22 protein-coding genes and 1 pseudogene are annotated in these 23,356 nt (G+C 41.6%); 14 read left to right on the top strand and 9 right to left on the bottom strand.

Going from position 1 to position 23,356, the window contains the following annotated elements; all coding sequences use genetic code 11:
* Positions 1 to 62: 62 nt before the first annotated feature.
* The gene (locus tag FPZ44_RS26530) at positions 63 to 224 is read right to left on the bottom strand and encodes a hypothetical protein (RefSeq protein ID WP_186786151.1); all 162 of its coding nucleotides are present in this window, start codon (positions 222 to 224) and stop codon (positions 63 to 65) included.
* A gap of 249 nt (positions 225 to 473) precedes the next feature.
* On the opposite strand from FPZ44_RS26530, the gene FPZ44_RS19445 reads away from it, so the two are divergent.
* The 6 genes from FPZ44_RS19445 to FPZ44_RS19470 all read left to right on the top strand — a co-directional run bounded on the left by FPZ44_RS19445 (position 474) and on the right by FPZ44_RS19470 (position 5,268).
* On the top strand, positions 474 to 986 hold the full coding sequence (locus FPZ44_RS19445) for a GNAT family N-acetyltransferase (RefSeq protein ID WP_144992935.1): 513 nt from the start codon (positions 474 to 476) through the stop codon (positions 984 to 986).
* A gap of 120 nt (positions 987 to 1,106) precedes the next feature.
* Positions 1,107 to 1,682: a peptidase inhibitor family I36 protein gene (locus FPZ44_RS19450; RefSeq protein ID WP_144992937.1), complete on the top strand. Its 576-nt coding sequence runs from the start codon at positions 1,107 to 1,109 to the stop codon at positions 1,680 to 1,682.
* Positions 1,683 to 1,850: 168 nt separating this feature from the next.
* Positions 1,851 to 2,426, top strand: coding sequence for a beta/gamma crystallin family protein (locus tag FPZ44_RS19455; RefSeq protein WP_144992939.1), 576 nt, complete (start codon positions 1,851 to 1,853; stop codon positions 2,424 to 2,426).
* A gap of 320 nt (positions 2,427 to 2,746) precedes the next feature.
* Positions 2,747 to 3,334, top strand: a complete 588-nt coding sequence (locus FPZ44_RS19460; RefSeq protein ID WP_144992941.1) for a hypothetical protein — start codon at positions 2,747 to 2,749, stop codon at positions 3,332 to 3,334.
* Positions 3,335 to 3,654: 320 nt separating this feature from the next.
* Entirely contained in the window at positions 3,655 to 4,218 is a 564-nt protein-coding gene (locus FPZ44_RS19465) for a hypothetical protein (RefSeq protein ID WP_144992943.1), read from the top strand.
* Positions 4,219 to 4,452: 234 nt separating this feature from the next.
* Complete coding sequence (locus FPZ44_RS19470; protein ID WP_144992945.1) at positions 4,453 to 5,268, top strand: MBL fold metallo-hydrolase; 816 nt, start codon at positions 4,453 to 4,455, stop codon at positions 5,266 to 5,268.
* A gap of 42 nt (positions 5,269 to 5,310) precedes the next feature.
* Here FPZ44_RS19470 and FPZ44_RS27170 read toward each other — a convergent pair whose 3' ends face one another.
* Positions 5,311 to 5,634, bottom strand: coding sequence for a hypothetical protein (locus FPZ44_RS27170; RefSeq protein ID WP_418789193.1), 324 nt, complete (start codon positions 5,632 to 5,634; stop codon positions 5,311 to 5,313).
* Here FPZ44_RS27170 and FPZ44_RS26935 point away from each other — a divergent pair.
* The 6 genes and pseudogenes from FPZ44_RS26935 to FPZ44_RS19500 all read left to right on the top strand — a co-directional run.
* A pseudogene (locus FPZ44_RS26935) lies at positions 5,585 to 5,746 on the top strand (MFS transporter); the annotation flags it as partial. The gene FPZ44_RS27170 and the pseudogene FPZ44_RS26935 sit on opposite strands and share 50 nt — an antisense overlap.
* A gap of 372 nt (positions 5,747 to 6,118) precedes the next feature.
* A complete protein-coding gene (locus FPZ44_RS19480; RefSeq protein WP_144992947.1) occupies positions 6,119 to 6,853 on the top strand; it encodes a C39 family peptidase in 735 nt (244 codons plus the stop codon).
* Positions 6,854 to 6,920: 67 nt separating this feature from the next.
* On the top strand, positions 6,921 to 8,153 hold the full coding sequence (locus tag FPZ44_RS19485) for a hypothetical protein (RefSeq protein WP_144992949.1): 1,233 nt from the start codon (positions 6,921 to 6,923) through the stop codon (positions 8,151 to 8,153).
* Positions 8,154 to 8,913: 760 nt separating this feature from the next.
* A complete protein-coding gene (locus FPZ44_RS19490) occupies positions 8,914 to 9,114 on the top strand; it encodes a cold-shock protein (protein WP_028594447.1) in 201 nt (66 codons plus the stop codon).
* Positions 9,115 to 9,293: 179 nt separating this feature from the next.
* Positions 9,294 to 10,127 carry a protein-glutamine gamma-glutamyltransferase gene (locus tag FPZ44_RS19495; protein WP_144992951.1) on the top strand — a complete coding sequence of 278 codons (834 nt, stop codon included), beginning with the start codon at positions 9,294 to 9,296 and terminating at the stop codon, positions 10,125 to 10,127.
* Positions 10,128 to 10,273: 146 nt separating this feature from the next.
* Positions 10,274 to 10,642: a hypothetical protein gene (locus FPZ44_RS19500; RefSeq protein WP_144992953.1), complete on the top strand. Its 369-nt coding sequence runs from the start codon at positions 10,274 to 10,276 to the stop codon at positions 10,640 to 10,642.
* Positions 10,643 to 10,777: 135 nt separating this feature from the next.
* On the opposite strand, the gene FPZ44_RS19505 is transcribed toward FPZ44_RS19500, so the two are convergent.
* Positions 10,778 to 11,929: an epoxide hydrolase family protein gene (locus FPZ44_RS19505; RefSeq protein WP_144992955.1), complete on the bottom strand. Its 1,152-nt coding sequence runs from the start codon at positions 11,927 to 11,929 to the stop codon at positions 10,778 to 10,780.
* Between the two features lie 245 nt (positions 11,930 to 12,174).
* On the opposite strand from FPZ44_RS19505, the gene FPZ44_RS19510 reads away from it, so the two are divergent.
* Positions 12,175 to 12,729 carry a CGNR zinc finger domain-containing protein gene (locus tag FPZ44_RS19510; RefSeq protein WP_144992957.1) on the top strand — a complete coding sequence of 185 codons (555 nt, stop codon included), beginning with the start codon at positions 12,175 to 12,177 and terminating at the stop codon, positions 12,727 to 12,729.
* 97 nt (positions 12,730 to 12,826) lie between these two features.
* On the opposite strand, the gene FPZ44_RS19515 is transcribed toward FPZ44_RS19510, so the two are convergent.
* From FPZ44_RS19515 to FPZ44_RS19530, 4 genes are all read right to left on the bottom strand, one after another.
* A complete protein-coding gene (locus tag FPZ44_RS19515) occupies positions 12,827 to 18,142 on the bottom strand; it encodes a SpaA isopeptide-forming pilin-related protein (RefSeq protein WP_144992959.1) in 5,316 nt (1,771 codons plus the stop codon).
* A gap of 117 nt (positions 18,143 to 18,259) precedes the next feature.
* The gene (locus FPZ44_RS19520; RefSeq protein WP_261378433.1) at positions 18,260 to 18,898 is read right to left on the bottom strand and encodes a class D sortase; all 639 of its coding nucleotides are present in this window, start codon (positions 18,896 to 18,898) and stop codon (positions 18,260 to 18,262) included.
* A 371-nt stretch (positions 18,899 to 19,269) separates the two neighbouring features.
* Complete coding sequence (locus tag FPZ44_RS19525; protein WP_144992961.1) at positions 19,270 to 20,247, bottom strand: CgeB family protein; 978 nt, start codon at positions 20,245 to 20,247, stop codon at positions 19,270 to 19,272.
* 30 nt (positions 20,248 to 20,277) lie between these two features.
* Positions 20,278 to 21,258, bottom strand: a complete 981-nt coding sequence (locus FPZ44_RS19530) for a CgeB family protein (RefSeq protein ID WP_261378434.1) — start codon at positions 21,256 to 21,258, stop codon at positions 20,278 to 20,280.
* A gap of 297 nt (positions 21,259 to 21,555) precedes the next feature.
* Here FPZ44_RS19530 and FPZ44_RS19535 point away from each other — a divergent pair, with 297 nt between their 5' ends.
* A complete protein-coding gene (locus FPZ44_RS19535) occupies positions 21,556 to 22,275 on the top strand; it encodes a YebC/PmpR family DNA-binding transcriptional regulator (RefSeq protein ID WP_144992965.1) in 720 nt (239 codons plus the stop codon).
* Between the two features lie 97 nt (positions 22,276 to 22,372).
* Here FPZ44_RS19535 and FPZ44_RS19540 read toward each other — a convergent pair whose 3' ends face one another.
* Together FPZ44_RS19540 and udk are read right to left on the bottom strand one after the other, a co-directional pair.
* Positions 22,373 to 22,600, bottom strand: coding sequence for a Trp family transcriptional regulator (locus FPZ44_RS19540; protein WP_144992967.1), 228 nt, complete (start codon positions 22,598 to 22,600; stop codon positions 22,373 to 22,375).
* Positions 22,601 to 22,718: 118 nt separating this feature from the next.
* On the bottom strand, positions 22,719 to 23,348 hold the full coding sequence (gene udk, locus FPZ44_RS19545) for a uridine kinase (RefSeq protein ID WP_144992969.1): 630 nt from the start codon (positions 23,346 to 23,348) through the stop codon (positions 22,719 to 22,721).
* Positions 23,349 to 23,356: the final 8 nt, after the last annotated feature.

A 23,356-nucleotide genomic window follows, 5' to 3' on the forward strand; every position in this document is an offset into this window, starting at 1 on the left:
ATTGATCCGTTTAATTTTATCCATTATCCAACTAGAGAGGCATACTCGTCAGTGGACATTCTTTATTTCGTATTTGAGCTGGGATCAAGTAAATCTATATAAGCATGGTATCCAACAATGGCTGCAATTAGAGAACCGATAAAGAATAAAGCAGAGCCGCCAAGCGTAAACAGCCTTCCAATGTAGGTGTACTTGGCTTCTTCGACTTGGGTTTGATTATTCATTGCTGTCACTCCATTTAGTCATTTGTCCTATCGTATGCATTTTTGAAAAAACAGGTTCTTACTTTTACTGCCTAATCAGATCCTCGTATGCTAATGCTTATAAAGTGGCCTTGTATGTGCCTTGATTAAAATGAATGAGCTATGTCTGTTGGCTCCCTTCTTGTGAATTGTTTATTTATTATGTAACCTATTACTTATGATATTTTATAAAAGGTCATGCATGTTTGACTTAATAAAGGAGCAGCAAAGTTGAAAGTTGTAGAAACGGAACGATTGTCCATTCGTAGACTGACTATTGAAGATGCGGAATTTATATGCAGACTGCTAAATAATCCATCGTGGTTGCAGTTTATTGGTGATAAAGGTGTGAGGACGCTTGAAGATGCACGTAACTATATTTTGAACGGACCCGTTGCGATGTACGAGCAATTAGGCTTTGGTATGTACCTTACGGAGTTAAAGGCAGAAGGTATCCCTATAGGGATATGTGGTCTCATCAAGAGAGATTGGCTGCGGGACGCAGATGTTGGGTATGCTTTTCTTCCGGAGTTCTGGGGAAAGGGATATGCGTATGAGGCATCTTCGGCTGTGATGGAGCATGGTAAAAACAAGATTGGGTTAAAGTGTATTTTAGGAATAACCTCAATGGATAATGAACGATCTATACGATTACTTGAAAAGCTAGGGATGAACAGCGAAGGAACCGTTCAATCTCCTGGTGGTGATGAGGAACTCAAAATATATGCATCTTATGTAGAATAAGTAGGGATATCGTCTACTTAAAACCATTTTATAGAAAAGAGCCAAAAAAAGTAATAAAACAAAGACCAGCTCTATATAATCTCTGTGTAAGTCATTTACAGAAAAGGAGTGGTTCGTTTTATGAAATTGGTGAAAAAGATTGCAATGGGTGCAACTGTTTCTGCGTTTGCTCTATCTTTGATGGTTTCGTCAGCGCTAGCTCAATCTGGTCCATCTTCTCAAGCTAGCAATGATGTCGGTGCTTTGAGCCCGATTATTTTTGAAGGTGTTACTTATGCTCCTGGTGATGCAAAGTTCAAAGAAGTTCTGAATAAAGTTAACCATACAGTTGTTGAGAGTGACGGAACGGCTTATGGCTATGTGAACGTAGTTGATGCAGATAAGCACGTTAACGAAATCGTTGCTAAGTTAAGTGAGGAAGTCGGCACATTGGAAAGCAATCTTGTATCATCTTTCTGGTGGGATGCTGGCTATTCCGGACATCACCTTGAGCTTGCTAGTGGGTATACATTCCCTAACTTAGGAGATTGGAACGATAAAATATCCTCTGTTAAATCAGCAAACTTGAAAGGAACAAGGCTATATCAACATAGTAACTTTGGTGGGGACTCCATCTACTTATCTCCTAATGAAAATGTAAGTAATTTAACTAGCCGTAATTTTAACGATAAGGCATCCAGCATTAGAGTATATTAATACGTAGAACAACGCTAGCTTAATGATATGCACCTCTTAGAATAGGCATTGGAAAAACCCTTGGTTTAACCGATGAATTCTAGGAGGTGCATTGTGCTGCCATTTAAAATCGACCTACTCTATATAATTTCTATGTAAGTCATTTACAGAAAAGGAGTGGATATTTTCATGGGGATGTTGAAAAAGATTGCAATGGGTATAACGGTCTCTGCGTTTGCTCTATCTTTGCTGGTTTCATCAGCTCTAGCTCAATCTGGTCAATCATCGAAGGGAAATAATGATGGTAATGTTTTGAGTCCAATTATTTTTGAAGGTGTTACTTATGCTCCTACTGACGTCAAGTTCAAGGAAGTTCTGGATAAAGTTAAACATACGGTTGTAGAGCGTGATGGTAAAGCGTATGGCTATGTAGACGTAGCTGATGCCGACAAGCATGTTAGCAAAATTGTTGCTGAGCTAAGTGAAGAAGTAGGTACGTTAGCGGGTGATTATATTTCATCTTTCTTTTTGGGTGTAAATTATTCTGGTGTCCGATTAAGTGTTGAAAGTGGGCGTGGCTTAGCTACTTTAGGGGTTGCGAATGATGATATCTCATCCGTCATATCAGCAAATTTGAGAGGAACAACGCTATATGAGCATAGTCATTTCCTTGGACAATCGATATACCTGCCTCCAAATACAAATGTAAGTAACTTAACAAGCCTTAATTTTAACGATAGGGCATCTAGCCTTAGAGTGCATTAATCATTAGTAGAACTCCCGGGCCTAGAAAGCTCGGGAGTTTTTATGCTCTATCGGGAAGGCTTTAGCGAGCACAGGGAAGCTCCACGAAAGATCATCGAGAACGGACGATTATCACTATATTTAGGAAGAATGAGGAATAGATCCGCTGTAATCCACGCGTAGTAAGTTTTCGTTACTTTCTGAATTTCTTAAATAGTTTTCATCAATTTATCATTACATTGTCATCTTCTTTTAATCGCTCTGTTACTACTCAGCCTAAAATAGTTGATATATTTAGAGCACAACAACGGAGACGTTAACAACTAGGAGGATACATAAACATGAACAAGAATAAACAAAAGGTTATCGCTATCTTAACTGCACTAACATTCGTACTTCTCGCGGGCTGTACAGACAATAAGGCTGCAGAAACGCCTAAGACACCAGAGAAACAAGTGGAGACTCAAGCGCAGGGGAATCAAGCGACAACTGAAAATAACAAAGAAGAACAATTGCAAGATGGGCATGAAAACGAAGCTGATCTTAAGACATTTATTAGCAAAGAAGGCGGATTCTCATTGGTTCAACCGGAAATGTGGAATGACAACGTGGCCCCGATTGAAGGAAAAAATGCTGAAATGAAAGCAGAGTGGGAAACTTCGTTCCATATTCTAGTAGACGGAAAAGTTGATAAGGAATCTAGTGCTTTGATGACGATCACGAAGATGACAAAAGCAAACTATGAGGCGATGGCTAAAGAAGAAGGTCCGACGATGGGTGACAAATTGGGCGAGAACGATAAGTTTGTTTGGGTTATGACTACACCACAAGCAAATCCTTACGAAGAGAAGTCCGATGAGTTCAAGAAATTCAACGACATGATGTTGGACTTCGAGTTTGTTAAGAAGAATTTCAAAATTAACAACTAATTGCTATTATTGATCGGGTCTGGTACAATCAATTTTGCAAACATCGACATAATGCAAGTAGTTTCTGACTGCTTGTACCATATAAATTGGGGACAACCCCCTTATAGCAGAAGCTCCTTCTTATGAAGTTCATAAGAAGGAGTTTTTGTATTCTCTGAATGGAATCCATTACTTAGCTAAAGATGTTCACCATTTGCACACGAACTTTTAATAGATCTGTTACAACTGATATCTATTGTGTTGATATAGTATTGTATATTAAATGGTACGATTATACGGATGTAAGAACCGAATGTGAAAGCTAAGGAGAACAAACAACAATGAACAACTTGAAACAGCTTAAATCAGTTATCGCTATCATAGCTGTGCTGACGCTCATACTCGTTACAGGCTGTACGGATAATAAATCGGCCGAAGCCTCACAGATACAGGAGAATCTGTTGAAAGACAGTAGTCAAACGAGCCATGAGGAGCAGCCTGAAAATAAAGTCCAAATTGAGACATTCACAAGTAAAGGAGGCGGCTTCTCTCTTAAGCAGCCTGAAAAGTGGAATGATCAAGTTGGTGCGATTGATGAAAAGGGTGATCCCATAGCAGGTACGGAGTGGGAAACCTCCTTCTATCTGTTAAAAGACGGTAAGCCAGATATAGACGCTGGATCTATCATGACGATAACAAAAATGACGCGAGCACAATACGATAGTATCGTAGCTGAAGAGGGGCCTTCGTCACAAAATATTCTGGGAGAAAGCAAAGAGTTTGTTTGGTTGATGACTACGCCTCAATCCAATCCTTATGATGACAAGTCCGAAGAATATAAGAGATTTAACACGATGCTCGTAGATGCGGAATTTATTAAGATGCATTTTAAAGTAAATAACTGATTTGATCTCATTGACTCATTGGTGTAATCGAGTTCCTGCTGGAAAGCTCCTTTTTATGACTGCATAAGAAGGAGTTTTTTTATTACTATTCTCGCTAGCATGCGACTAATGAGGAATTCGCTTCTATAGGATAAGAAAATAATAGTTTGAGTTTTATGGAAAACTGTTTATAGTTGACGGAGTAATAATATTCCAGTCTTATTCAATCCATCTACATGTGGAGGAGGGCTTTCATTGATTCAATATCAGAACGAGCATGTAACGGTATTTCAAAGCGTGTTATATCAGACAACATCAACGGTCATCCAAACGAAGGACATGGTGCTCCTCATAGATCCGAACTGGCTTCCAAATGAAATAGACGAGATTAAGCATTTTGTAGATACAATTAAAGGTGAGCGAGATACATACCTACTATTTACGCATGGTGATTTTGATCATATTATTGGCTATCAAGCGTTTCCTGATGCAAAAGTAATCGGCAGTTTGGCGTTGGCTAACAGTTCAGAAAAAGAACAGAAGCTAGCAATGATCCGAGAGTTTGATAATAAGCATTATATTAGTAGAAATTATCCGATTGAATTTCCGAAGGTTGATGTAGGTATCGACAAAGATGGGCAGCAACTATGTGTTGGAGACACTACATTGACGTTCTATCTAGCTCCAGGGCATACGGAAGATGGAGTTATCAGCGTTATCGAGCCGTTAGGGATTATGATTGCTGGAGACTATTTATCTAATTTTGAGCTGCCGTTTATTTATCAGAGCGCGAAGGCCTATAAGCAAACGATGGAGAAGGCAGAACGCATTTTTGCTGAGCATCCGATTGAGCTGCTCGTGCCAGGACACGGACAAGTCACTACCGATTCCATCGAAATGAAGCGGCGCTTGGATGTGGCAGCGGATTACTTAGAACGCTTATGTGAAGCTGTAGTTGCGAACGATGAACAAGCACTTGATTCCCTTTATAACGAGCATGCCTATTTGTCTTCTTTTACGAAATACTGCCACGAGGAAAATATAAATATCATTAAACGTGAATACATGTAAAAAAGACACCGCGGGTGTCTTTTTTACATGTATGTGACTTAACTAATCTCTATTCACTCGCAAACCGTTCAATACAATGGCAAGGCTCTGTACAGCCTTGGTCAATTGGGCATCAGGGTTTTCCGAGTTGGCGCTCCAAAAGGCACTGTCCGTAAGCCCTCCATGAAACATTCGTGCGAATGCTTCTCTTGCGGCGCTAACTAATTTGGCGCTCCAGGTTCGAAAGGCTTCTCGGCTGCTGGCTTTGTCGCTAGAATGCCCATATCGATGATGGGGATCGGCATCGTTACGATGCTGTCCCAACTGAGGGGTGAGTATTGGATCGCTGCGGGTGTTAGTGTTGACGCTCGCAGCTATAGGGACCATATTTGGTACAGTCGACGTAGTAAGTGTAGCTTTTGTAGAGCAACAGGGAAACACGGTGGCTGCGAGCTTTGTGCTTTCTGTGTACCCAATAGGTTCTTGTTTGGCGGTGCTCTGAGCTCGCCCTACAATCGAGCTATGATGGGTTCAAGAGAAGGCTAAAAACGGCAACCTATGGATGGAAATGATAATAACAATAAGCATGTGTGTTAAATTAGATTATTCAGATTTGTTCCATTTCATTTGTATCCATTTACATAATAGAAAAAAATAACATCTAGGCAAAAAAATTCAAGATGTTACTCATAGTCTACAGACTTTTTATTGAAAAATCATTATGATTAGCCTATCATACGACCTCCTTTTAAGCTTCGCTCTGTATATTAATAGAAGTAGTATGACATGCCTTGGATTGAATAATTAATGCAATTCTATATCGGCCGGTAGTAATTGCAATAATTATATACAAACATGGAGGTTATGAATCATGAAGAAAGTATGCGCTCTACTAATTGGATTTTCTTTAGTGCTTCCGCAGCTTGCTTTTGGCGCGGGAACCGGAGATAATCCTACTCCAACTCTCGACGTGCCTACTAAAGAACAAATACTAGAGAAACAACGCTCTAAAAAGTTAGAAGAGGAATACTCATCTAACATTAAAGCTAGAATGAGCAATAGTGTGGGACCTCTTGCGAATGGAGAGACGAGAACGATTTCTGTCACTCATTTCAAACAAGAAACCGGTTACTGGTGTGGCCCTGCTACGGTAAAGCAAGTTCTACACTTTCTAAATGGTTCTTCCAAAACTCAAGGTGACTATGCGAAAGAACTAGGAACAACAACTGCAGGAACTGATTTCTCCCTTATTGATGATATTCTTAATAAGCATATCAAAACAGGTCTTTACACGTATCAAACTTATGCAGCAGATCGATTCATCGCATGGCAATCTAGAATGATACTAAGTGTAGATTTTGAGAAACCAGCTGTACTTGATCTTAAAATAACTCCGAAAGAATTACCTAACTATACTCGCAATATTAGTGGGCATATTTTAAATGTATCTGGATATGATGCGAGAGACATGAATAAAGCCAAGATTCGTTTAACGGATCCATTTGATGAAGGCGGAAGAGGTCAGACGATAGGTAATAAATGGTATGATATGAGTGGGGTATGGAAGGCTAATCAGGCTCATTTTAGAAAAGCAGCTATCGTGTAATTTTTTTGAGCTGAGAGAAGGGACTTCCTTTAACTCAGCTCAATATTTATTTTATAGAGGTGATGAAATGTTATCCTCCAACAAGAATAAAGGTATACTTTTAATTGGTGTGCTTGCCGTTATACTCTTAATCATCATGTATCGAATGAATAGTATAGATACATCCCAGCATTCTCAAAATAACAATAATAGTTTACCTAGCAAAACGAAAACAACTGAAATGACGGATACACAATCATCTAGCAACGTTGAGCATAATTTAAAACACAAGATAGATACTTTATTTGTACAACACCAACTTCTAGAGAATAGTTCTACTGCTCCGAGTTACATAAACGACCAAACGATCGTATTTGATGTGGACCAGTATATTGATGAGAAAGGTACAAGCGTACATAATATTTTGAAATTTGATCGGGTCAAGAATAAGATAGAAAATATTTATCAATCCAAACCTAATATATCAATTGGTTCACTAGTTGGGATTAACAATGTTTTATACTGGGTGGAGTACCCCGTATATCTTGAAGCCGTAACTCCCTGGGAAATAAAGTACTATTCTTTAATTACTAATGAAAGAGGTACTTTGCGAAAAGGTGTAGGTGAGGATTTTATTAACCCACCGGTGCTTTTTGTAGAAAACAATCAGTTAAGTTGGATAGAGAAAAAAATTCATGAAAAAGTAGTAACTAGCGAGGCCATCATACACATTCCCGACTCGAATAAAAACGTAGTGGTAGGGGTAAGCCATCTCAATGAAAAGGACAAAAAGAAAAAGGATGGCCGGTTTATGCTGCACCATCGCCCTGTAGAAGAAGGGTTGTTAATAAACCAATCTGTATTTAAACGTGTCAATAATAAAACGGTTAAAAGCTTTGATTTGTATTTCTATCCATACAATAACAAAACTGCCCCAACAGTAATTTACCCAAACTCTGATGAAATTATTGATTTTACAGCTAATCAAGAGTGGTTAGTATTATGTACTTATGGAAAGGTGCAAGTTATCAACAGAAAAAGTGGACAATTACAATATGAGGTACTCGGAGAATCCAAAGAACTGACATTCGATACTCCATTTATTAGAGGGGAATTTTTATATTATCGCTATTCAACAAGCCAAATATTCAAGTTGAATCTTGATAATGGAGATAAAGAAGAAGTTACCTCACCACGTAGTACTACTTCTAAAATCTTTAACTCTAACCAGTTTCTTGGATTTGCATATAACCAATCTGTCAATCCCAATAGCGATAATCGAGTGGAGTTCACAGTAATTAATACCGAGGCTGTTGATTAGCTGTATTATCCAAGCTAAAAGGACTGGTCTTACTGGAAAAACCAGTCCTTGCACTAGTCACGCATGATTTTATAATTACTTTAATTGAAGATTATGTTGCAGGAACTGTATGCCAGAAAGAATGCTCAGTCCCTTCTGAGTACGATCCTGTTTACGATAGCGTAATCTTGTTAAGAAATATTAAAGTTGTTCTTACATGACTGAGTGATAAAGGAACTAAAAATCTGACAGATACTGAACAAAAGAATAAGTTGATAAATTTCATGCAGTCGCTTAAAATACTCTTTGATGATGTACAATTAGCTAAGCGGTATGAGGGCTATAAGAAATGGAATGAGGTTGGGCAGATAAGGGCTACGATAGCTGCATCCATATTTTTCATTCGCCTCCGTTAAATTTCAGCAGGCAGTACGAATTATTTAAAACATGAATGGGGATAAAAATAAGGACACGGAGCTTCCAAATCAGCAGAGCCTAGAATGAATTACTTGATACATGAAAGCCTGATTGTTATGTTTCGTACAACTTGAACATGCTAAGAACATAAAAATTTACGATTTTGTTGTCTTTTATTTAATTCCCAATTTCTATTTTCGCGGAGATGTGTTATGATAAGAATAATGAAATAGTGACCCAAACGAATTCACATAACGTAGAGGGCTATTGATACTTTAATAACCTTGTACAGTATGTGGATTTTTATTTTTTGCATAAAGAATAAGAATGTCATATAACATTTAATTAAAGGTGGTAATTTTTAATGGAACAAGGTATCGTAAAATGGTTTAACGCAGAAAAAGGTTTCGGTTTCATCGAAGTTGAAGGCGGAAACGATGTATTCGTACACTTCAGCGCAATCACTGGCGACGGCTTCAAGTCTTTGGACGAAGGTCAACGCGTTGAGTTCAACATCGTACAAGGCAACCGTGGTCCACAAGCTGAGAACGTTGTTAAACTTTAATTTTTAAAGATGGAAAGGCTCTGAACTCAGGTTCAGGGCCTTTCTTTTTATTTCCACTCCTCCTATTCACAAGGTAAAAACCTCATTTCTTCCGAATTGCGGCGTAGTGCTTGAATCGTTGCACCAACCTCACAGCAGACACATACAATAGCCTAAATCAAAAATCATGGGGGATAACGATGATTCTGATTCATGGTGTTAGTCCCGAGCAAATCCAGATGCTTCCTTTATCGGCCTTGGAGAGAAGTATACTGAGCAAAAAACAAAACAGCCCTGTCGTTTATCGTTACGAGTCACTTGGCGCTCTGAACTTTGAATTGAAGACGAGAGCAAGTATTGTGGAGGCGGCCAAAGCCCTCAACGCAAGTGGTGTAGACTTCGCTGACTTCGATAAGTCGCGATGCAATGAGCAATTTTGGACTCGTATGGAAAATGGAGGATTCCAACTTAGAAGTGATGTGCTTCCTTCTGATGGGATCAACGATATATTTCGGAACGGAAAGCTTTACGCGTTCGAATGCTCGATGGCTATTGTGATGGTGCTATATAAGGCGATATTGGATGTGCTTCCGATGCAAACCTTTAATAGGCATTTTCAAAATTTAATTTTATATGGCTGGCATTATGATAAGGATTTACCGTTGCGGAAAGTAGAAAGTGGCCTAGAGGTGTACCCTGGGGACGTCCAATATTTTAAAAATCCGGACTACGATCCTGAAACACCGGAATGGCAGGGAGAAAATGTTGTCGTACTAGCCGATGACTTATATTTTGGGCACGGTATCGGAATTCGAACATCGCGGGGCATGATTGATGCCTTGAACGGTGCAAGACGCCCCTTTAGCCACACTTCAGCTTATCTCATGGATGAAGTCGTCATTTTGGAATATGAGCTGCTTCGTACGCTTCCACTAAGGGAAGAGCGCACAGGAACGGGTAATGGAGACGCGGTTATTGCTCAGATTGGTACGAGAACATATAGCTATAAGAATGGTAAGTTTGAGGTTGTATGAGGTTAACTCATTATCATCTAGACCTTCAAATCGTCATTGTGGCGTATTTGAAGGTTCTTTTATTTTTAGAAATAAAGGCAATTGTCCATCCCTTTCCCTCAAGCCAGTCATCTACTGTAGAAGTGGAAAGGAGAGGTGATTTAGCAATGGTGAAATACTCGACGGGCATTTTACGCAAAGCACCAAGGACGAATTATGCGTTGGTAGATGTGGTAAATTTAAATACTCGCAATAGTCGAAGTATTACCGTTCAAGTATTTGATTGGTCGAACGGTAATCCTATTCCTTTAAAGCTGAGTCCTCGTATGAGAACAGGCAGGATTAGGGTAGGGCCTAATAAATCAGTGTATGTATACGCGGATGTTTCGAAAGTGAAGTTTAAATATGAGGTTCGTATCACACAGTCAGATGCTCGTGATCTAATTTCGAACGTAACAGGCGTTACAAGAGTTACGTTTGCACCACAGGCGGGAGATACTGTACTTCAGCATAATTTGGTGCGAATCACATCATAGAAAGATTAGAATCAGTACCTAGCACGTGTTCTAATGTTAAGGTGCTTATTTCCGTGTAAGCGGTAATGTTCAATAACAAACCAACCGCAGTATCGAGTAGTTTATGGCCTATTCTGCTGTGGTTGGTTTGTTCCGTTATCTCAACTTGCTAAAAAACGAACAAATTTTCTCCGCAAGCAATCTTGGTTGTTCAGCCGCCACAAAATGCCCTCCTGTATTGAGCTCCTCCCAACTCATAATGTTAGGGAACATTCTCTCCACGTATTCTCTTGGGGGACGTTCATGTGCTTGTGTAGCAGTCAGGGCAACACCGATTGGCACTTGAGAGATATCATGCTCATCCGGCCACTTCGTATGCTTGCCTTCAAAGTAGAAGCGATTAGATGCATTCATCGTTTGTGTAAACCAATATAAAGATACGTTCGTCAGCAAGCTTTCTTTACTAAAGTGCTGCTCTAGATCTACGCTCGTTGGGCCTGTCCACAGGTACCATTTCTCTAAAATAAATGCAGCGAGGCCCACAGGCGAATCATGAAGCGAGTAGGCCAACGTCTGTGGCTTTGTGCCAAGTATATGCGCATAACCGCCTTCTTCGTTGTACCATTGTTTGCAGCAGTCGAGATACTTTTGCTCCGCATCAGATAGAACGGCATCTTTTGCGATGTAAGGGCTTGGATTGCCTGGGGAAGTCGTATGATAGCCGATTACGTGTTCAGGATAATCCAAGCAAAGTAAGCCTAAAATGCTCGCTCCAAGATCATAGCCGTGTGTGGCAAACTTGTTGTAGCCTAGTGCTTGCATTAATTTTACGAGAATATCTGCTGCCTGACGATCCTCGAATCCAGGTGTAGCAGGAATATCAGAGAATCCATGCCCTGGGATCGATGGGATGACAACATCAAAGGAATCATCGGGATTGCCGCCATATCGTTCAGGATTGGTCAGATAAGGGATAAGATCGAGCATTTCATAAAAGGTACTTGGCCAACCATGGGGAATCAGAATCGGCATCGGATTACGACCGTTCCCACGTACATGCACATAGTGTATATCGAGCCCATCAATCTTCATTTTGAAATTAGGATACGAATTGATTCTAGCTTCAACCTTGCGCCAGTCGAACTCCTCTCTCCAATAACTCGCCATATCTTTCATCCAATCCAATGGAATACCGTATTCCCACTTGGAATCGCGAATTTCATCAGGCCAGCGAGTCAGATCCAGTCGTTTATGGAGGTCGTCGAGCTCTTTACTATCGATGTTGATGGTAAAAGGTCTACAGTTCATAGAAGGGTGCTCCTTATTATGATGAGATTGTGATGAAGATAAACAGTATAATTTCTAAATACATAGACAAATGGAATCTGCAAAGTAGTAAGAATACTGTGCTAATGGTAAGTACTCTGATAAACTTTTGTTACATGGATTCGTAAGAAATAAATGATATGACCGTTTAAGTTATTTTACTGGTTAATTAACCGTTAAAACTATTTTATTGGTTAATGTTGGGCTAGTCAATAGGAGTGTTGACGATGGATACGGCGTATACGGAACTTGAACTAATCGCGGCTTTTTTTAATACGTACGATAGAAGGTTGCGATTTGAAGGGGATATTGGGGTAGAACATTTGCAGCATCCACAGCATTTATATACTTGGCTGCTTGAACATCAATTGATTACCAAACAGGATGAAGTGACAGAACAAGTGCTGGAGCGGGCTTTGGAATTGAGATCAGAAGCTCGGAAAATGATTGTAAATAATGAGTTCGATCACGCGGAACACGAATGGAAAGCTATGAATGAGCTGTTGAGTCAATTTGCGTTTAGGATTCATTTTAATGATGAGTTAGCACAGTTATATCCGCTGCATCATGATGGAATGAATGGGGTAGCAAAATTAATCGTTCTTATATTTGAGCTGAAAAGAAAACAGATGTGGCACCGAATTCGAGTATGTTCAGCCCCTGACTGTCAGTGGGTATTTGTAGACCATTCACGACCGGGGACGGGGCGATGGTGTACGATGAAGGCCTGTGGCAATCGAGCAAAGAATAAGGCTTATCGTGATCGCAACAAGCAATTGTAGAATAGTTGTGGCTAATCCGCCGCCTATTCTGGCTATATAACAAAGAAACAACCGCCTGCTAAGTATGTTAGCAGGCGGTTGTCTTATGAAATGAATATTATGATTTCAGCCATTTCTTGCGCGTTGCTAGCAATGCAGCCCCGAGTAGCATGAGCATAAAACCTGCTAGCTGCATTGGAAGGGAGCTTTCTTCCCCTGTTTTAGGCAGTACGTTATTAGAAGATTTGTCCTTAATCTTGTCAGGTGTTTCGTTGTTAGTCGAGCCACCATCAGAAGGATGATCAGTACCGCCATTCGCCCCACTGTCTGGAGGAGTGATAGTACCATTATCCGAACCACCATCAGAAGGATTGTCGGTACCGTTATCCGAACCGCCGTCGGAAGGATTATCAGTACCGTTATCTGAACCACCGTCAGAAGGATTGTCAGTGCCGTTATCCGAACCACCGTCAGAGGGATTGTCAGTGCCGTTATCTGAACCACCATCGGAAGGATTATCCTTACCGTTATCTGTGCCTTCATCTGGGATTTCTGGTCTATTTGGCGTTTCTTCACCACCATCTACTGGTGGAATTATGATTGGCGGCTGTGGTGGAACTGGCTTGCGTTTGTTCTCTACAGTCACGACTGTCTCTTGTTTAGAAATAACTACGAATTCCGTAAGTTTCTGCTCAATGAGATAGCCTTCTGGTGCTTTTACCTCTTCGGCAAAATATTTGCCCGGCTTAAGCGTCGGAATGATCAACTGCCCGTTCGTGTCTGTCGACATGAGTGCGAGCGGTTGTCCAGCTAAGTCTGTCACAGGCTGCTGATTTGCGTCCAGCAGTCTGAACTGAGCACCAGCAAGTGTAACCGTGGGCTTGCCTGTTTCAATCTTGATGAGCTTAAGCGAACCTGCAATTGGCTCGAACTTATTCTCTACTGTAATGACCGTTTCTTTTTCACTTGCGATAATGAATTCCGTTAACTTTTGCTCAATGAGATAGCCTTTTGGCGCAATCACTTCTTCAGCAAAATACTTGCCTGGCTTCAAAGCGGGAACTGTAAGCTGTCCGTCTGCTCCAGTCGTCATCAGCGGAAGCGGTTGTCCAGCTTTATCCGTCAATGGCTGCTGATTCTCATCTAGAATTCTGAATTGAGCGTCAGCGAGTGTAACGGTGGGCTTGCCTGTTTCAATCTTAATGAGCTTCAGAGAACCTGGAAGCGGTTCGCGTTTGTTCTCAACTGTAGTAACCGTTTCTTTTTCGCTAACGATCACGAATTCGGTCAATTTGTTTTCGATAAGATAACCTTCTGGTGCCTTCACTTCTTCAGCAAAATATTTACCTGGTTTCAGAACAGGAACTATAAGTTGTCCGGTAGTACCAGTTGTCATCAGTGGAAGCGGCTTGCCAGCCTTATCCGTAACGGGCTGTTGATTCTCATCCAACAGTTGGAATTGAGCACCAGCAAGTGTAACCGTAGGTTTGCCTGATTCGATCTTGATTAGCTTCAGAGAACCTGGAAGAGGCTCACGCATATTTTCTACCGTGACTACCGTTTCCTTGTCACTGACAATGTGGAACTCCGTCAATTTGTTCTCGATGAGATAGTCTTTAGGTGCAACTACTTCTTCAGCAAAATACTTGCCTGGCTTCAGAGCAGGAACTTTAATCTGACCATTCGCGTCTGTTGTCATCAACGGAAGCGGCTTACCAGCCTTATCCGTAACGGGCTGTTGATGCTCGTCCAGCAATCTGAACTGGGCGCCAGCAAGTGTAACGCTCGGCTTACCCGTCTCGATCTTGATCAATTTCAATGAACCTGGTGACTTGCTATTTTCGAATGTGAACGTGAGCATTTGCTCGTCCACAATGTTGAATTTCAACGGTGTTGGATCTAGTTCATATCCAGCTGGAGCTTTCGTTTCTACTAACTGATAGCTTCCTACAGGAAGATTGCCGATAGGCAGCCTTCCGGATTGAGCAGTCGTTAATCCGCTGCGCAGCGCTTTTCCAGCACGATCTTGCAGCTGGAATACAGCTCCCGCAAGTGTCTTGCTAGTGTCGCTTGAATCGACTTTCGTCAATTCAACAGAGCCTTTGATTTGCTTATTTTTAGCAGTAAATGTCTTAGGCATTTGTTGATTGGAGTCAATCGTAAACTTGATTGGTGTGTCATCAAGCTTATAGCCTGTAGGTGCTGCAACTTCGATTAGTTGATAGTTACCTGGCTTCAAGCCTGTTACATCAATCTTCCCTTTAACTGTCTTCAAATTCGTATGGCCAGCTACATCTTGATAGTTACCGCTGCCATCATCGGCTTGAAGCTTGAACACAGCGCCATCTAGAAGCTTCGCAGGTGCGTCAGCATCAACCTTCGTCAACACGACTCCCCACTCATCTTTCGTATTCAGCACTGTAATTAGCATCGATGACTTGTTTACTTTAACGAGAGTTCCTTTACCTGTATACTGCGCATTCAAGACATAACCAGCAGGTGCTTCTAGCTCCTTAATGAAATAGTCATTGTATTTAAAGTTGGTAAAGGTAGCTTCGCCATTTATGTCGGTTACGACTTCTTGCAGCAGCATGCTGCCGCTCTTATCATAGAGACCGAACTTAGCGCCAGCTAGTGGCTGATTCGTATCTTTATCTTCTTTAAGGATTTTGATATTTCCTTTTTGAACAATGGTACCGCCACCGCCGGCTCCAGAGAAACTAACCTCAACCTCATTCTCTTTGCCTTCATTGACTGTCCCTGTCGATTGTCCTTTAAAGGAAACTTTGTTCGTAATCTTCTCTTTGTTACCTGCATTAATGAAGGAGGTGTACTCCAGCAAATAAGCTGTTTCGATATCCTTGTTGAACGTAAGCGAAAGTGTATTGCCCTTAACGTCTAAGGTATAGTCTGCAGGGTTTACAGCACTTCCTTTGCTTATTGTTCCGTCTTTCCGCACTGTGTAGTGATACAGCTTAACCGTATCTGGCAATAAAATCTGATTCGCTGAAAGCGTATCTGTCAACGTGGAGCCAGCCGTTATATACGATTGGCTGCGGTTAATATGAACTTGCCAGTAAGCAAACTCTGAGTTAGCTCCTGTGCCCTGCACACCATTCTTAAATACATATTCCTTTTGGTGTAGCGGTGTAACCGTAGCGATTTTGTCGAATAGGGTGCTCGTCGAGCTCGCCCCGTCACGCAAAGTAGCATGGTTGCTGTATGAACCTTCTACGGCAAGCCCTTTAAGGCTTGTCTTATACGTAATACGGTAAGCAGAATTAATCGGCTGATTGAATCGCAGCTCAAAGCCTTCATCACCAGCTGCATTTTTCACCGTATCATCAAACGTATAAGCGGAAGGCGGCACGAGTGCTCCCGGTGTAACCGTATTTTGATTACCGGATAGTGTCAGGTGCTGCACTTTGAATGAATCTTTCACGAATGTTTGCTTACCTTTATAGAAGTCGCGAAGGACTGGGTCATTAATGGTATGGAGATTGTAGTTAATATCAATCGTCCACGTAATTTCCTTGGTTTGTGCATCATAAACGCCGGTTTTGTTTCCGTTATCCTTCGTATAGCTATCAGGATCAACGGTAACGTTCTTCGTAATGGAAGGCTGTGCGACACCGTTTTCTTCCCAGTTCAATGTTGCTTTATTTGAGTATTGCGACTTGTTCGCAGTTGGGTCGAACTTGGTTTTGTACTTAAGAGTAAGTTTCTTATCAACCTGTTTAAGGAAAGTAAGAGTGAACCCTTCTGTATACTGCGCATTAGGTGCAATGGTGTAATCTACATTTTTTGTAAAGCCTAATGCAGTCAAGCTGTCAACCAAGCTGCTCTCGATGAACGTCAATCCTTGATTCGGGAAGCGGTCCGTAATGACCACTTTGTCCATTTTCTTCTCATCGAAGTTCAGCTCAAGCTGCCATTCCATTGTTTTGTCTGCATAATTAATTGCTCCAGGTTTCTTGTGGAAAATAGCCTGGGTAAGCGTTTGTCCCGCTGTAATATTGTCATTATTATCAGGAATTTTAACTTGGTTCGTAATGTTCACATTTTGATGAACACGATCGATAGCCTTTGTCGCGTACTTAATTTCATAAGCATGCTCAATGTCTTTAAGGAACTTCACAGTAAAGCCGTGACTAACTGTGTCATCGATGACATAGTCAGTTCCTTCAACGAGCGGTACGCCAACTTGTGTCGCATTGCCATTGTTGTCAATCTTCATTTGGGTCACTGTGATTGGCCGAACTAATTCCATTTTCGACTTGTCAAAATGATCCTCGATATAAGCTTTCGCTTGACCAATACGCTGCTCATTATAGTTGTACTGGATTGACCAATTAACCAATTGCTTATCACGTATGTAGCCGAGATTCTTCTTGCCAAGCGGTTTGCTGTACTTTACATTTACAGTTGTTTTTGCCTCTAACGGCGTAGTCTGATTCGTACCAGTAACCGTTGCTTTATTTGTAAATGAAGCATCTACCGTTCCGTTAATCTTTGTTTTGTACACCACACGATATGCGTTATGTATATCGCCCAATTGAAGTTCAAAGCCATCCGCCGTTTGCTGTGGCGTAATACCTGGAACGGGAGTGCTCTCCGCCTTAATTGTACCATCCAATAGAACTTCCGCTTTGTACATGTTAATCGAACTAAGGTCGATCGTAAGTCCAGCAGGAAGCTTATCAGCGAATACAGCCTGATCGATTTTTTGCTCGTCAGTATTAATATAGACTTCCCAACTAATTTCACTAGCGTTCATGCCTTTGTTAGCTTTGCCTTGCTTGTCCATACCATCATCGTCTTTACCCTTGAAGTGAACAGGAACAATGATGGTATCTGCTTCAAATACGAATTCAATATTTTGCTGCGTTCCACCTGTAAACTTATTTTTGTCGAATTGTCTCCATACAAAGAAGCTACCATGTACTTCTTGACCTTCAACGAGTTCATTGAAAGTAAAGGTTACTTGGCCTTGTGGTGTTACGACATACGTCCCGACTCCGCCATCCAATGAACCTTCTAATTTGCGGTCCAGAAGGAACTTATCCGGAAGTTGGAAGGTAAAGGTTGAACCTTTGCCATACGGATGGTTTTTAGGAAGCTCCCAAGCAAGGTCAATCTGTACTTTTGCGCCTAGATCAGGTCGAACTTGGGTAATGTTATTTTTATTCTCATCCGTGATGACTACGGAGTTAATAATGTTATCTGTAATAACTCCATAGGTACTGCCTGTGACACTAGTATTGTTGCCGTAGGTTGCATTCGCAACTGATTGGTTAGCATGACTGCTAGTCGGGAACAGGGGATTGCCCTGACCTGAGTTTGCAACGACTAGTGAAGGAGGCAGCACGAGATTCACCAGAATTGAGATGACCAGTAGGCCACTGAAAAACTTTCTAGTGTTGTGCCTATGCATAGATTCTCTCCTTTTCTTGCGTAGTATTTTATATGAAATTGATCAGGGGTTTTTCCCAGTTGATCAATAACTATAACGGATATCTATTTTGATCGGATAGATGTGTATTTGTCAAATTTAATCGATTTTTGTCGAATGAATTTCTTCTTCCATAAATGCTTTTACGATCAGCCTGTGGGTGGCTGTATCAATCGGATCACACGTAATGAGTGTTAATTCGCGTTCGTGTGGATTTTGGTCCAGCACAGACAAATCCTCTGGGGTGACAATGCTTTTGGAACGAACCGTATAGGTGAACGTTCGATCCGCGGTCTCGACTTGAATGGAATCTCCGATTGCAAGTTCATCCAGTCGGTTATAATGCCGTCCGAACTTCAAGCTGCGATGGCTTGCCAAGACGTAATTTCCTATCTCACCGGGGGCTCGGCCAGGAACAACACTTCCGCTGCCTACTTTTAATGATTGTGGGGTAGCACCTTCTACGATCGGTTCCCGCAGGTCGATCTTATTGATGGCAATCGTACCGTGCACAGGAATTCCATCTATTAGCTTTGGTTCCGTGCCTGCTTTGTTTGTAGTCGTGGTAGTGGTCTGTGCGGTCTGAATAGATTGTTCTTCTAAGGAGTTTTCTTTTAAATACGCATCCCATTCCGTCAGCAGCTGCAGTTCTCTTCGTTCTTCCATATAGGTATTCCATTTTGGATACATGATAAGGAGGAGTCCGCTAATCAAGAGCATCAGAGCTGTTATCGTCAAGATATTCTTCTTGATGTGATAAGATTTTGAAATAGTTTCACTTCCTTTCTTTCATTTTCATACGTATAGTTAACGTACTTTATCGGCTGTTGTTGCTGGAAAATGTATAGTCAACGAAGAGATCAAGAAACTGTTTTCATTATAATTGCTTCCACTGAACGATTTCTAAACAATTAGCAAATGAGTCTGCTGTTACACAAGAAAATGTACTGGCGTTCTTGCTCATGGACTTTCTATTGTAAGAGAACACAATAAAAGGCTATCCAGTGAAAGCTAGATAGCCCGCTTATATCCTTACCCCGTTGTTCTATAAGAGAAACAGGAAAATTCACTGCAAATTCCTATTTTACACTAGTTTTTCATGTAAAAGGTTAAATGATGTTATGAAATTTCAATTGATTGAGCATATAACGGGCACGCTCTTTGTAGCTATGCTGCTGCACAGCACGCATGCCCTGCTGACGTATTTGCTCGCGCTCATTAGGACGATTCGAATAATAATGGATTAGCTGTCTTGTCTCGAAAGGGGAGCTGGATACAACGAGATCTCTTCCAGGCATAAACAAGCGACGAATTTCCGGCGTATCGCTCGTTAATAGAAATCCTCCAGAACCAAGAATTTCGTATGTTCGCTGGGTAACTTGAGATAGATGATTTTGCGGTCCGATTATAATGTTGGCCGAGCTGTATACTTTGCATGCTTCTGTATAGTGCAAATAACCGTGTATCCAAGCAGCAGGCACTTGAGTACCTAGAATAGGCTTCATTTGACTCCAATGTCTTCCCCAAAAATCAATTTTAGTTCCGTCTTGCAGTAGAGGTACGATTAAATGCTGCAAGGAATGGATTCGATAATGATCCGGATACTGCTTCAATATTTTTGCATAGCCGTTTGCGACAACTGCAACGTTGCTTTTATACTTTGCTTCGATTTTTCCTCTGCGATGAACGCTCGGATGATAGCCGAAGTCCATATGGGCAGCAGGAATACCCATATGGATATAGTCTCGTACCTTTTCAGCAGTTACCGTAAATACAAAGTTCGGTTGAACCGTGCTTACATAGGGAGCTGAAAATGTCTGGTGGTGAGTCGGATCTTCCGTCGCCCAGAAAACATGCGGAATACCTGACTTTTTAACATATTGGTGCACCCATTTTCGTTTCGTCGCACTGTGCTCGGCGGTCCATCCTAAGCTAACAATAAGATCAGGACGATACGTACGAAGCAAATAAGGGATTTTTTTTTGAGTTAACACGCCCGAAATTTTCACGTTATGTCCTAGGTCACGGAAGCCGTTCGGAAGGCCATGAATCCACATCGGATGATTTTCTAGAAACAATACCCTCACCTTATCATCCTCCTTGTCTGTGTTGAGAAATCATTTAATTAATCCGTGCTTTTTGAGGATGGACAGCATGTATCGTGCTCGGTTCGTGTAGTTATGTTTGGATACAGCCTGACGTCCACTTCGTCTCACTTGTTCTCGTGCATATGCGTTCTTCAAATAGTAGCGGGCTAACTTCAAGGTTTCTGCAGGGGAAGAAGACAGAGCCGCATCACGGCCTGACTTTAACAGTTGTCTCGTAGCAGGGGTGCTGTTTGTTAATAGGAATCCACCCGAACCGATGGCTTCATAGGTGCGCTGCGTGACCATGTCCGTATAGTTTTGCAATCCCAATATAATTTTTGCCGAGCTGTACACTTTATTTGTATCTTTATACGGAATAGGGCCTTTGAGGTACTTCTTCGGGATTTCCTTGCCAAGATACGGCTTCATGTGAGCCCAGTTGCGTCCATAGAAGTCAATTTTGGCACCACTTTTCAGCAGTGGTTTTATAAGAGTATTTAGGGATGTGCGACGATACAAGTTGGGGTATTTCTGTAATACATCCGGATAAGCATTGGCGACTACGGCGAAATCTGCTGTATATTTGCGAATGGGCTTTAGCCTTCGATGTACGTTAGGATGAAAGCCAAAATCCATATGTGCTGCTGCATAGCCTTGCTTGCGGAACACGTCGACTGTTTTCGGTGAAATAGTAAATACGAAATCAGGCTTCATTCTGCTTAATAGAGGCAGCGTAAATACTTTTGTGAAATTGGGGTCCTCGGTAGACCAATAAATCAAAGGTATTTTGAACGTTGTCGCGAATTCTCGCATCATGCGTTCGTTTTTTGGTGTATGGTCAAGACCCCAGCCAACAGAAATGAGGAGGTCTGGTTTGTAGAGGGTCAAAAGGGCGGAGAGGGACTGTCTCGTGATAGGGCCTGATGTGCGCACTTCATGTCCAAGGTCTCTGAGACCGTCGGGTAAGCCATATGCCCATAGCTTGCCACGTTCTAGAAATAAAATTTTCATGACAACCACCTTTTATTAGCCATAGTCATGTATTAATCTTTTTGTACAGCGGGCGTAAACATACATTCGTTATCAATATATTCACATTTCCAATAAGGGAGCAGGCTTGAACCTAGCAAGGGAAAAACGCATATTAAAAATGACCATGCACATGTACATTTACATACGAGTATTTTTCTACTTACTAAGGAGGAAGCTGTCGGTAATAGGTTAAGCTCAAATTTGCCGAGATTTACGTTAAGCGATATAATTGGTTTGATTATGCACATTTAAATGTGGAAAGAGAGCGAGATTAGTATGGGGCGTAAATGGAACAATATTAAAGAGAAGAAGGCATCGAAAGATACGAATACAAGTCGTATTTATGCTAGGTTCGGTCGAGAAATTTACGTGGTCGCGAAGCAAGGTGAACCAAATCCTGAATCCAATCAGGCTTTGAAGTTCGTTATCGAGCGTGCCAAAACATACAATGTACCAAAAGCGATTATCGACCGTGCTGTTGAGAAAGCCAAAGGTGGCTCTGATGAGAATTATGAGGAGCTTCGCTATGAAGGATTCGGACCAAACGGATCGATGGTTATCGTAGATGCATTGACGAATAACGTGAATCGTACAGCATCTGAGGTTCGATCTGCATTTAACAAAAATGGCGGAAACCTTGGTGTGAGCGGCTCTGTAAGCTATATGTTTGACCAAACAGCGGTTATCGGCTTTGAAGGCAAGACAGCAGACGAAGTGTTGGAACTGCTAATGAATGCAGATCTTGATGTTCGTGACATCCTTGAAGAAGATGACGCTGTCATTATTTATGCGGAGCCGGATCAATTCCATGCGGTGCAAGAGGCATGCAAAGCTGCTGGCGTTACGGAATTTAGCGTAGCGGAGTTGACGATGCTGCCGCAAAACTTTGTTGAAATTGAAGCTGATGTACAAGCGCAATTCGAGAAATTGATCGATGCATTGGAAAACTTGGACGATGTACAGCAGATCTACCACAATGTAGAGGGCGACGAATAAGGTCGACTCACTACTTTGTAATTAGACTGAATCAAGGCTATTTACTGAGAAGGATTGCTTATCACAACCACTGCTCACGGCTCAATGGGGGAGATAATCAATTCTCATTATTGTTAGACCTTGTCTTCTGCTTGTCCGACATTCGGGTAAACAACAACTCATACATGTTGTTGCCATCGTACAGGGTGCGCTTCACACGCGAGATAACCGCCGTGCTCGCGTGTGCCTCTGCTTCGATTGTGCTGCATTTCTCCAACGAATCCAAGGTTAGAATCCCCTTATATAAATCATCTAATACAGGTCCCCTTCGTATATGAATAATAATGTTCTGTCAACTTCAACTTCAATTCCAGCTCCATTCCATACAAAAAAGCAACCGCGGGTTATCGCGATTGCTCGAAAGGAATGCTTGTCCTGTTCTATATAGAAAAGCTTGGTCTCAATTATTTGGAGGACCAGTCGCTCGTCAAATATTTTTCAGTCAAAATAGACAGCAATTGAATGCCTACTTCATTTTCTCCACCTTCAGGGATAATGATGTCAGCATATTTTTTGGATGGTTCGATAAATGCTTCGTGCATCGGCTTAACCGAGCGCAAGTATTGTTGATGAATGGACTGGATCGTGCGACCGCGTTCTTCAATGTCGCGCAATACGCGGCGAAGAATACGAACGTCCGGGTCTGTATCAACGAATACTTTAATATCGAGCAGCTGACGCAAGTTTTCGTCAGACAATGCGTGGAGGCCTTCAATAATGACGATGTTGTTCGGCTTCAGCTCAATAGTCTCGTCAGTTTTGCGGGAGTGTGTCGTAAAGTCATAGACAGGTGCATGAGCCGCTTGGCCTGACTTCAGGACGTTCAAGTTCTCAATTAACAGCTCGTTGTCAAAAACGAAAGGATGATCGAAGTTGATCTGTTCGCGCTCTGACATGCTGAGATGAGAGTGGTCCTTGTAATAGTTATCCTGAGATATAAATGTCACTTTGTCTGAACCAAGACGATCAATGACGGATCTTGCTACAGTTGTCTTGCCTGAGCCGGTGCCGCCGGCGATACCAATGATAAGCATGGTGTTTG

Source organism: Paenibacillus agilis (assembly GCF_007786455.1).
GTDB lineage: Bacteria > Bacillota > Bacilli > Paenibacillales > Paenibacillaceae > Paenibacillus_B > Paenibacillus_B agilis.

Excerpts from the sequence above, each read along its gene's own strand:
- FPZ44_RS19500 (WP_144992953.1), top strand. The coding sequence starts at position 10,274 with ATGGTGAAATACTCGACGGGCATTTTACGCAAAGCACCAAGGACGAAT.
- FPZ44_RS19480 (WP_144992947.1), top strand. The coding sequence starts at position 6,119 with ATGAAGAAAGTATGCGCTCTACTAATTGGATTTTCTTTAGTGCTTCCG.
- FPZ44_RS19530 (WP_261378434.1), bottom strand. The coding sequence starts at position 21,258 with ATGAAAATTTTATTTCTAGAACGTGGCAAGCTATGGGCATATGGCTTA.
- FPZ44_RS19505 (WP_144992955.1), bottom strand. The coding sequence starts at position 11,929 with ATGAACTGTAGACCTTTTACCATCAACATCGATAGTAAAGAGCTCGAC.
- FPZ44_RS19455 (WP_144992939.1), top strand. The coding sequence starts at position 1,851 with ATGGGGATGTTGAAAAAGATTGCAATGGGTATAACGGTCTCTGCGTTT.
- FPZ44_RS19460 (WP_144992941.1), top strand. The coding sequence starts at position 2,747 with ATGAACAAGAATAAACAAAAGGTTATCGCTATCTTAACTGCACTAACA.
- FPZ44_RS27170 (WP_418789193.1), bottom strand. The coding sequence starts at position 5,634 with ATGGTCCCTATAGCTGCGAGCGTCAACACTAACACCCGCAGCGATCCA.
- FPZ44_RS19450 (WP_144992937.1), top strand. The coding sequence starts at position 1,107 with ATGAAATTGGTGAAAAAGATTGCAATGGGTGCAACTGTTTCTGCGTTT.
- FPZ44_RS19535 (WP_144992965.1), top strand. The coding sequence starts at position 21,556 with ATGGGGCGTAAATGGAACAATATTAAAGAGAAGAAGGCATCGAAAGAT.
- udk (WP_144992969.1), bottom strand. The coding sequence starts at position 23,348 with ATGCTTATCATTGGTATCGCCGGCGGCACCGGCTCAGGCAAGACAACT.
- FPZ44_RS19490 (WP_028594447.1), top strand. The coding sequence starts at position 8,914 with ATGGAACAAGGTATCGTAAAATGGTTTAACGCAGAAAAAGGTTTCGGT.
- FPZ44_RS19465 (WP_144992943.1), top strand. The coding sequence starts at position 3,655 with ATGAACAACTTGAAACAGCTTAAATCAGTTATCGCTATCATAGCTGTG.
- FPZ44_RS19485 (WP_144992949.1), top strand. The coding sequence starts at position 6,921 with ATGTTATCCTCCAACAAGAATAAAGGTATACTTTTAATTGGTGTGCTT.
- FPZ44_RS19495 (WP_144992951.1), top strand. The coding sequence starts at position 9,294 with ATGATTCTGATTCATGGTGTTAGTCCCGAGCAAATCCAGATGCTTCCT.
- FPZ44_RS19510 (WP_144992957.1), top strand. The coding sequence starts at position 12,175 with ATGGATACGGCGTATACGGAACTTGAACTAATCGCGGCTTTTTTTAAT.
- FPZ44_RS19515 (WP_144992959.1), bottom strand. The coding sequence starts at position 18,142 with ATGCATAGGCACAACACTAGAAAGTTTTTCAGTGGCCTACTGGTCATC.
- FPZ44_RS26530 (WP_186786151.1), bottom strand. The coding sequence starts at position 224 with ATGAATAATCAAACCCAAGTCGAAGAAGCCAAGTACACCTACATTGGA.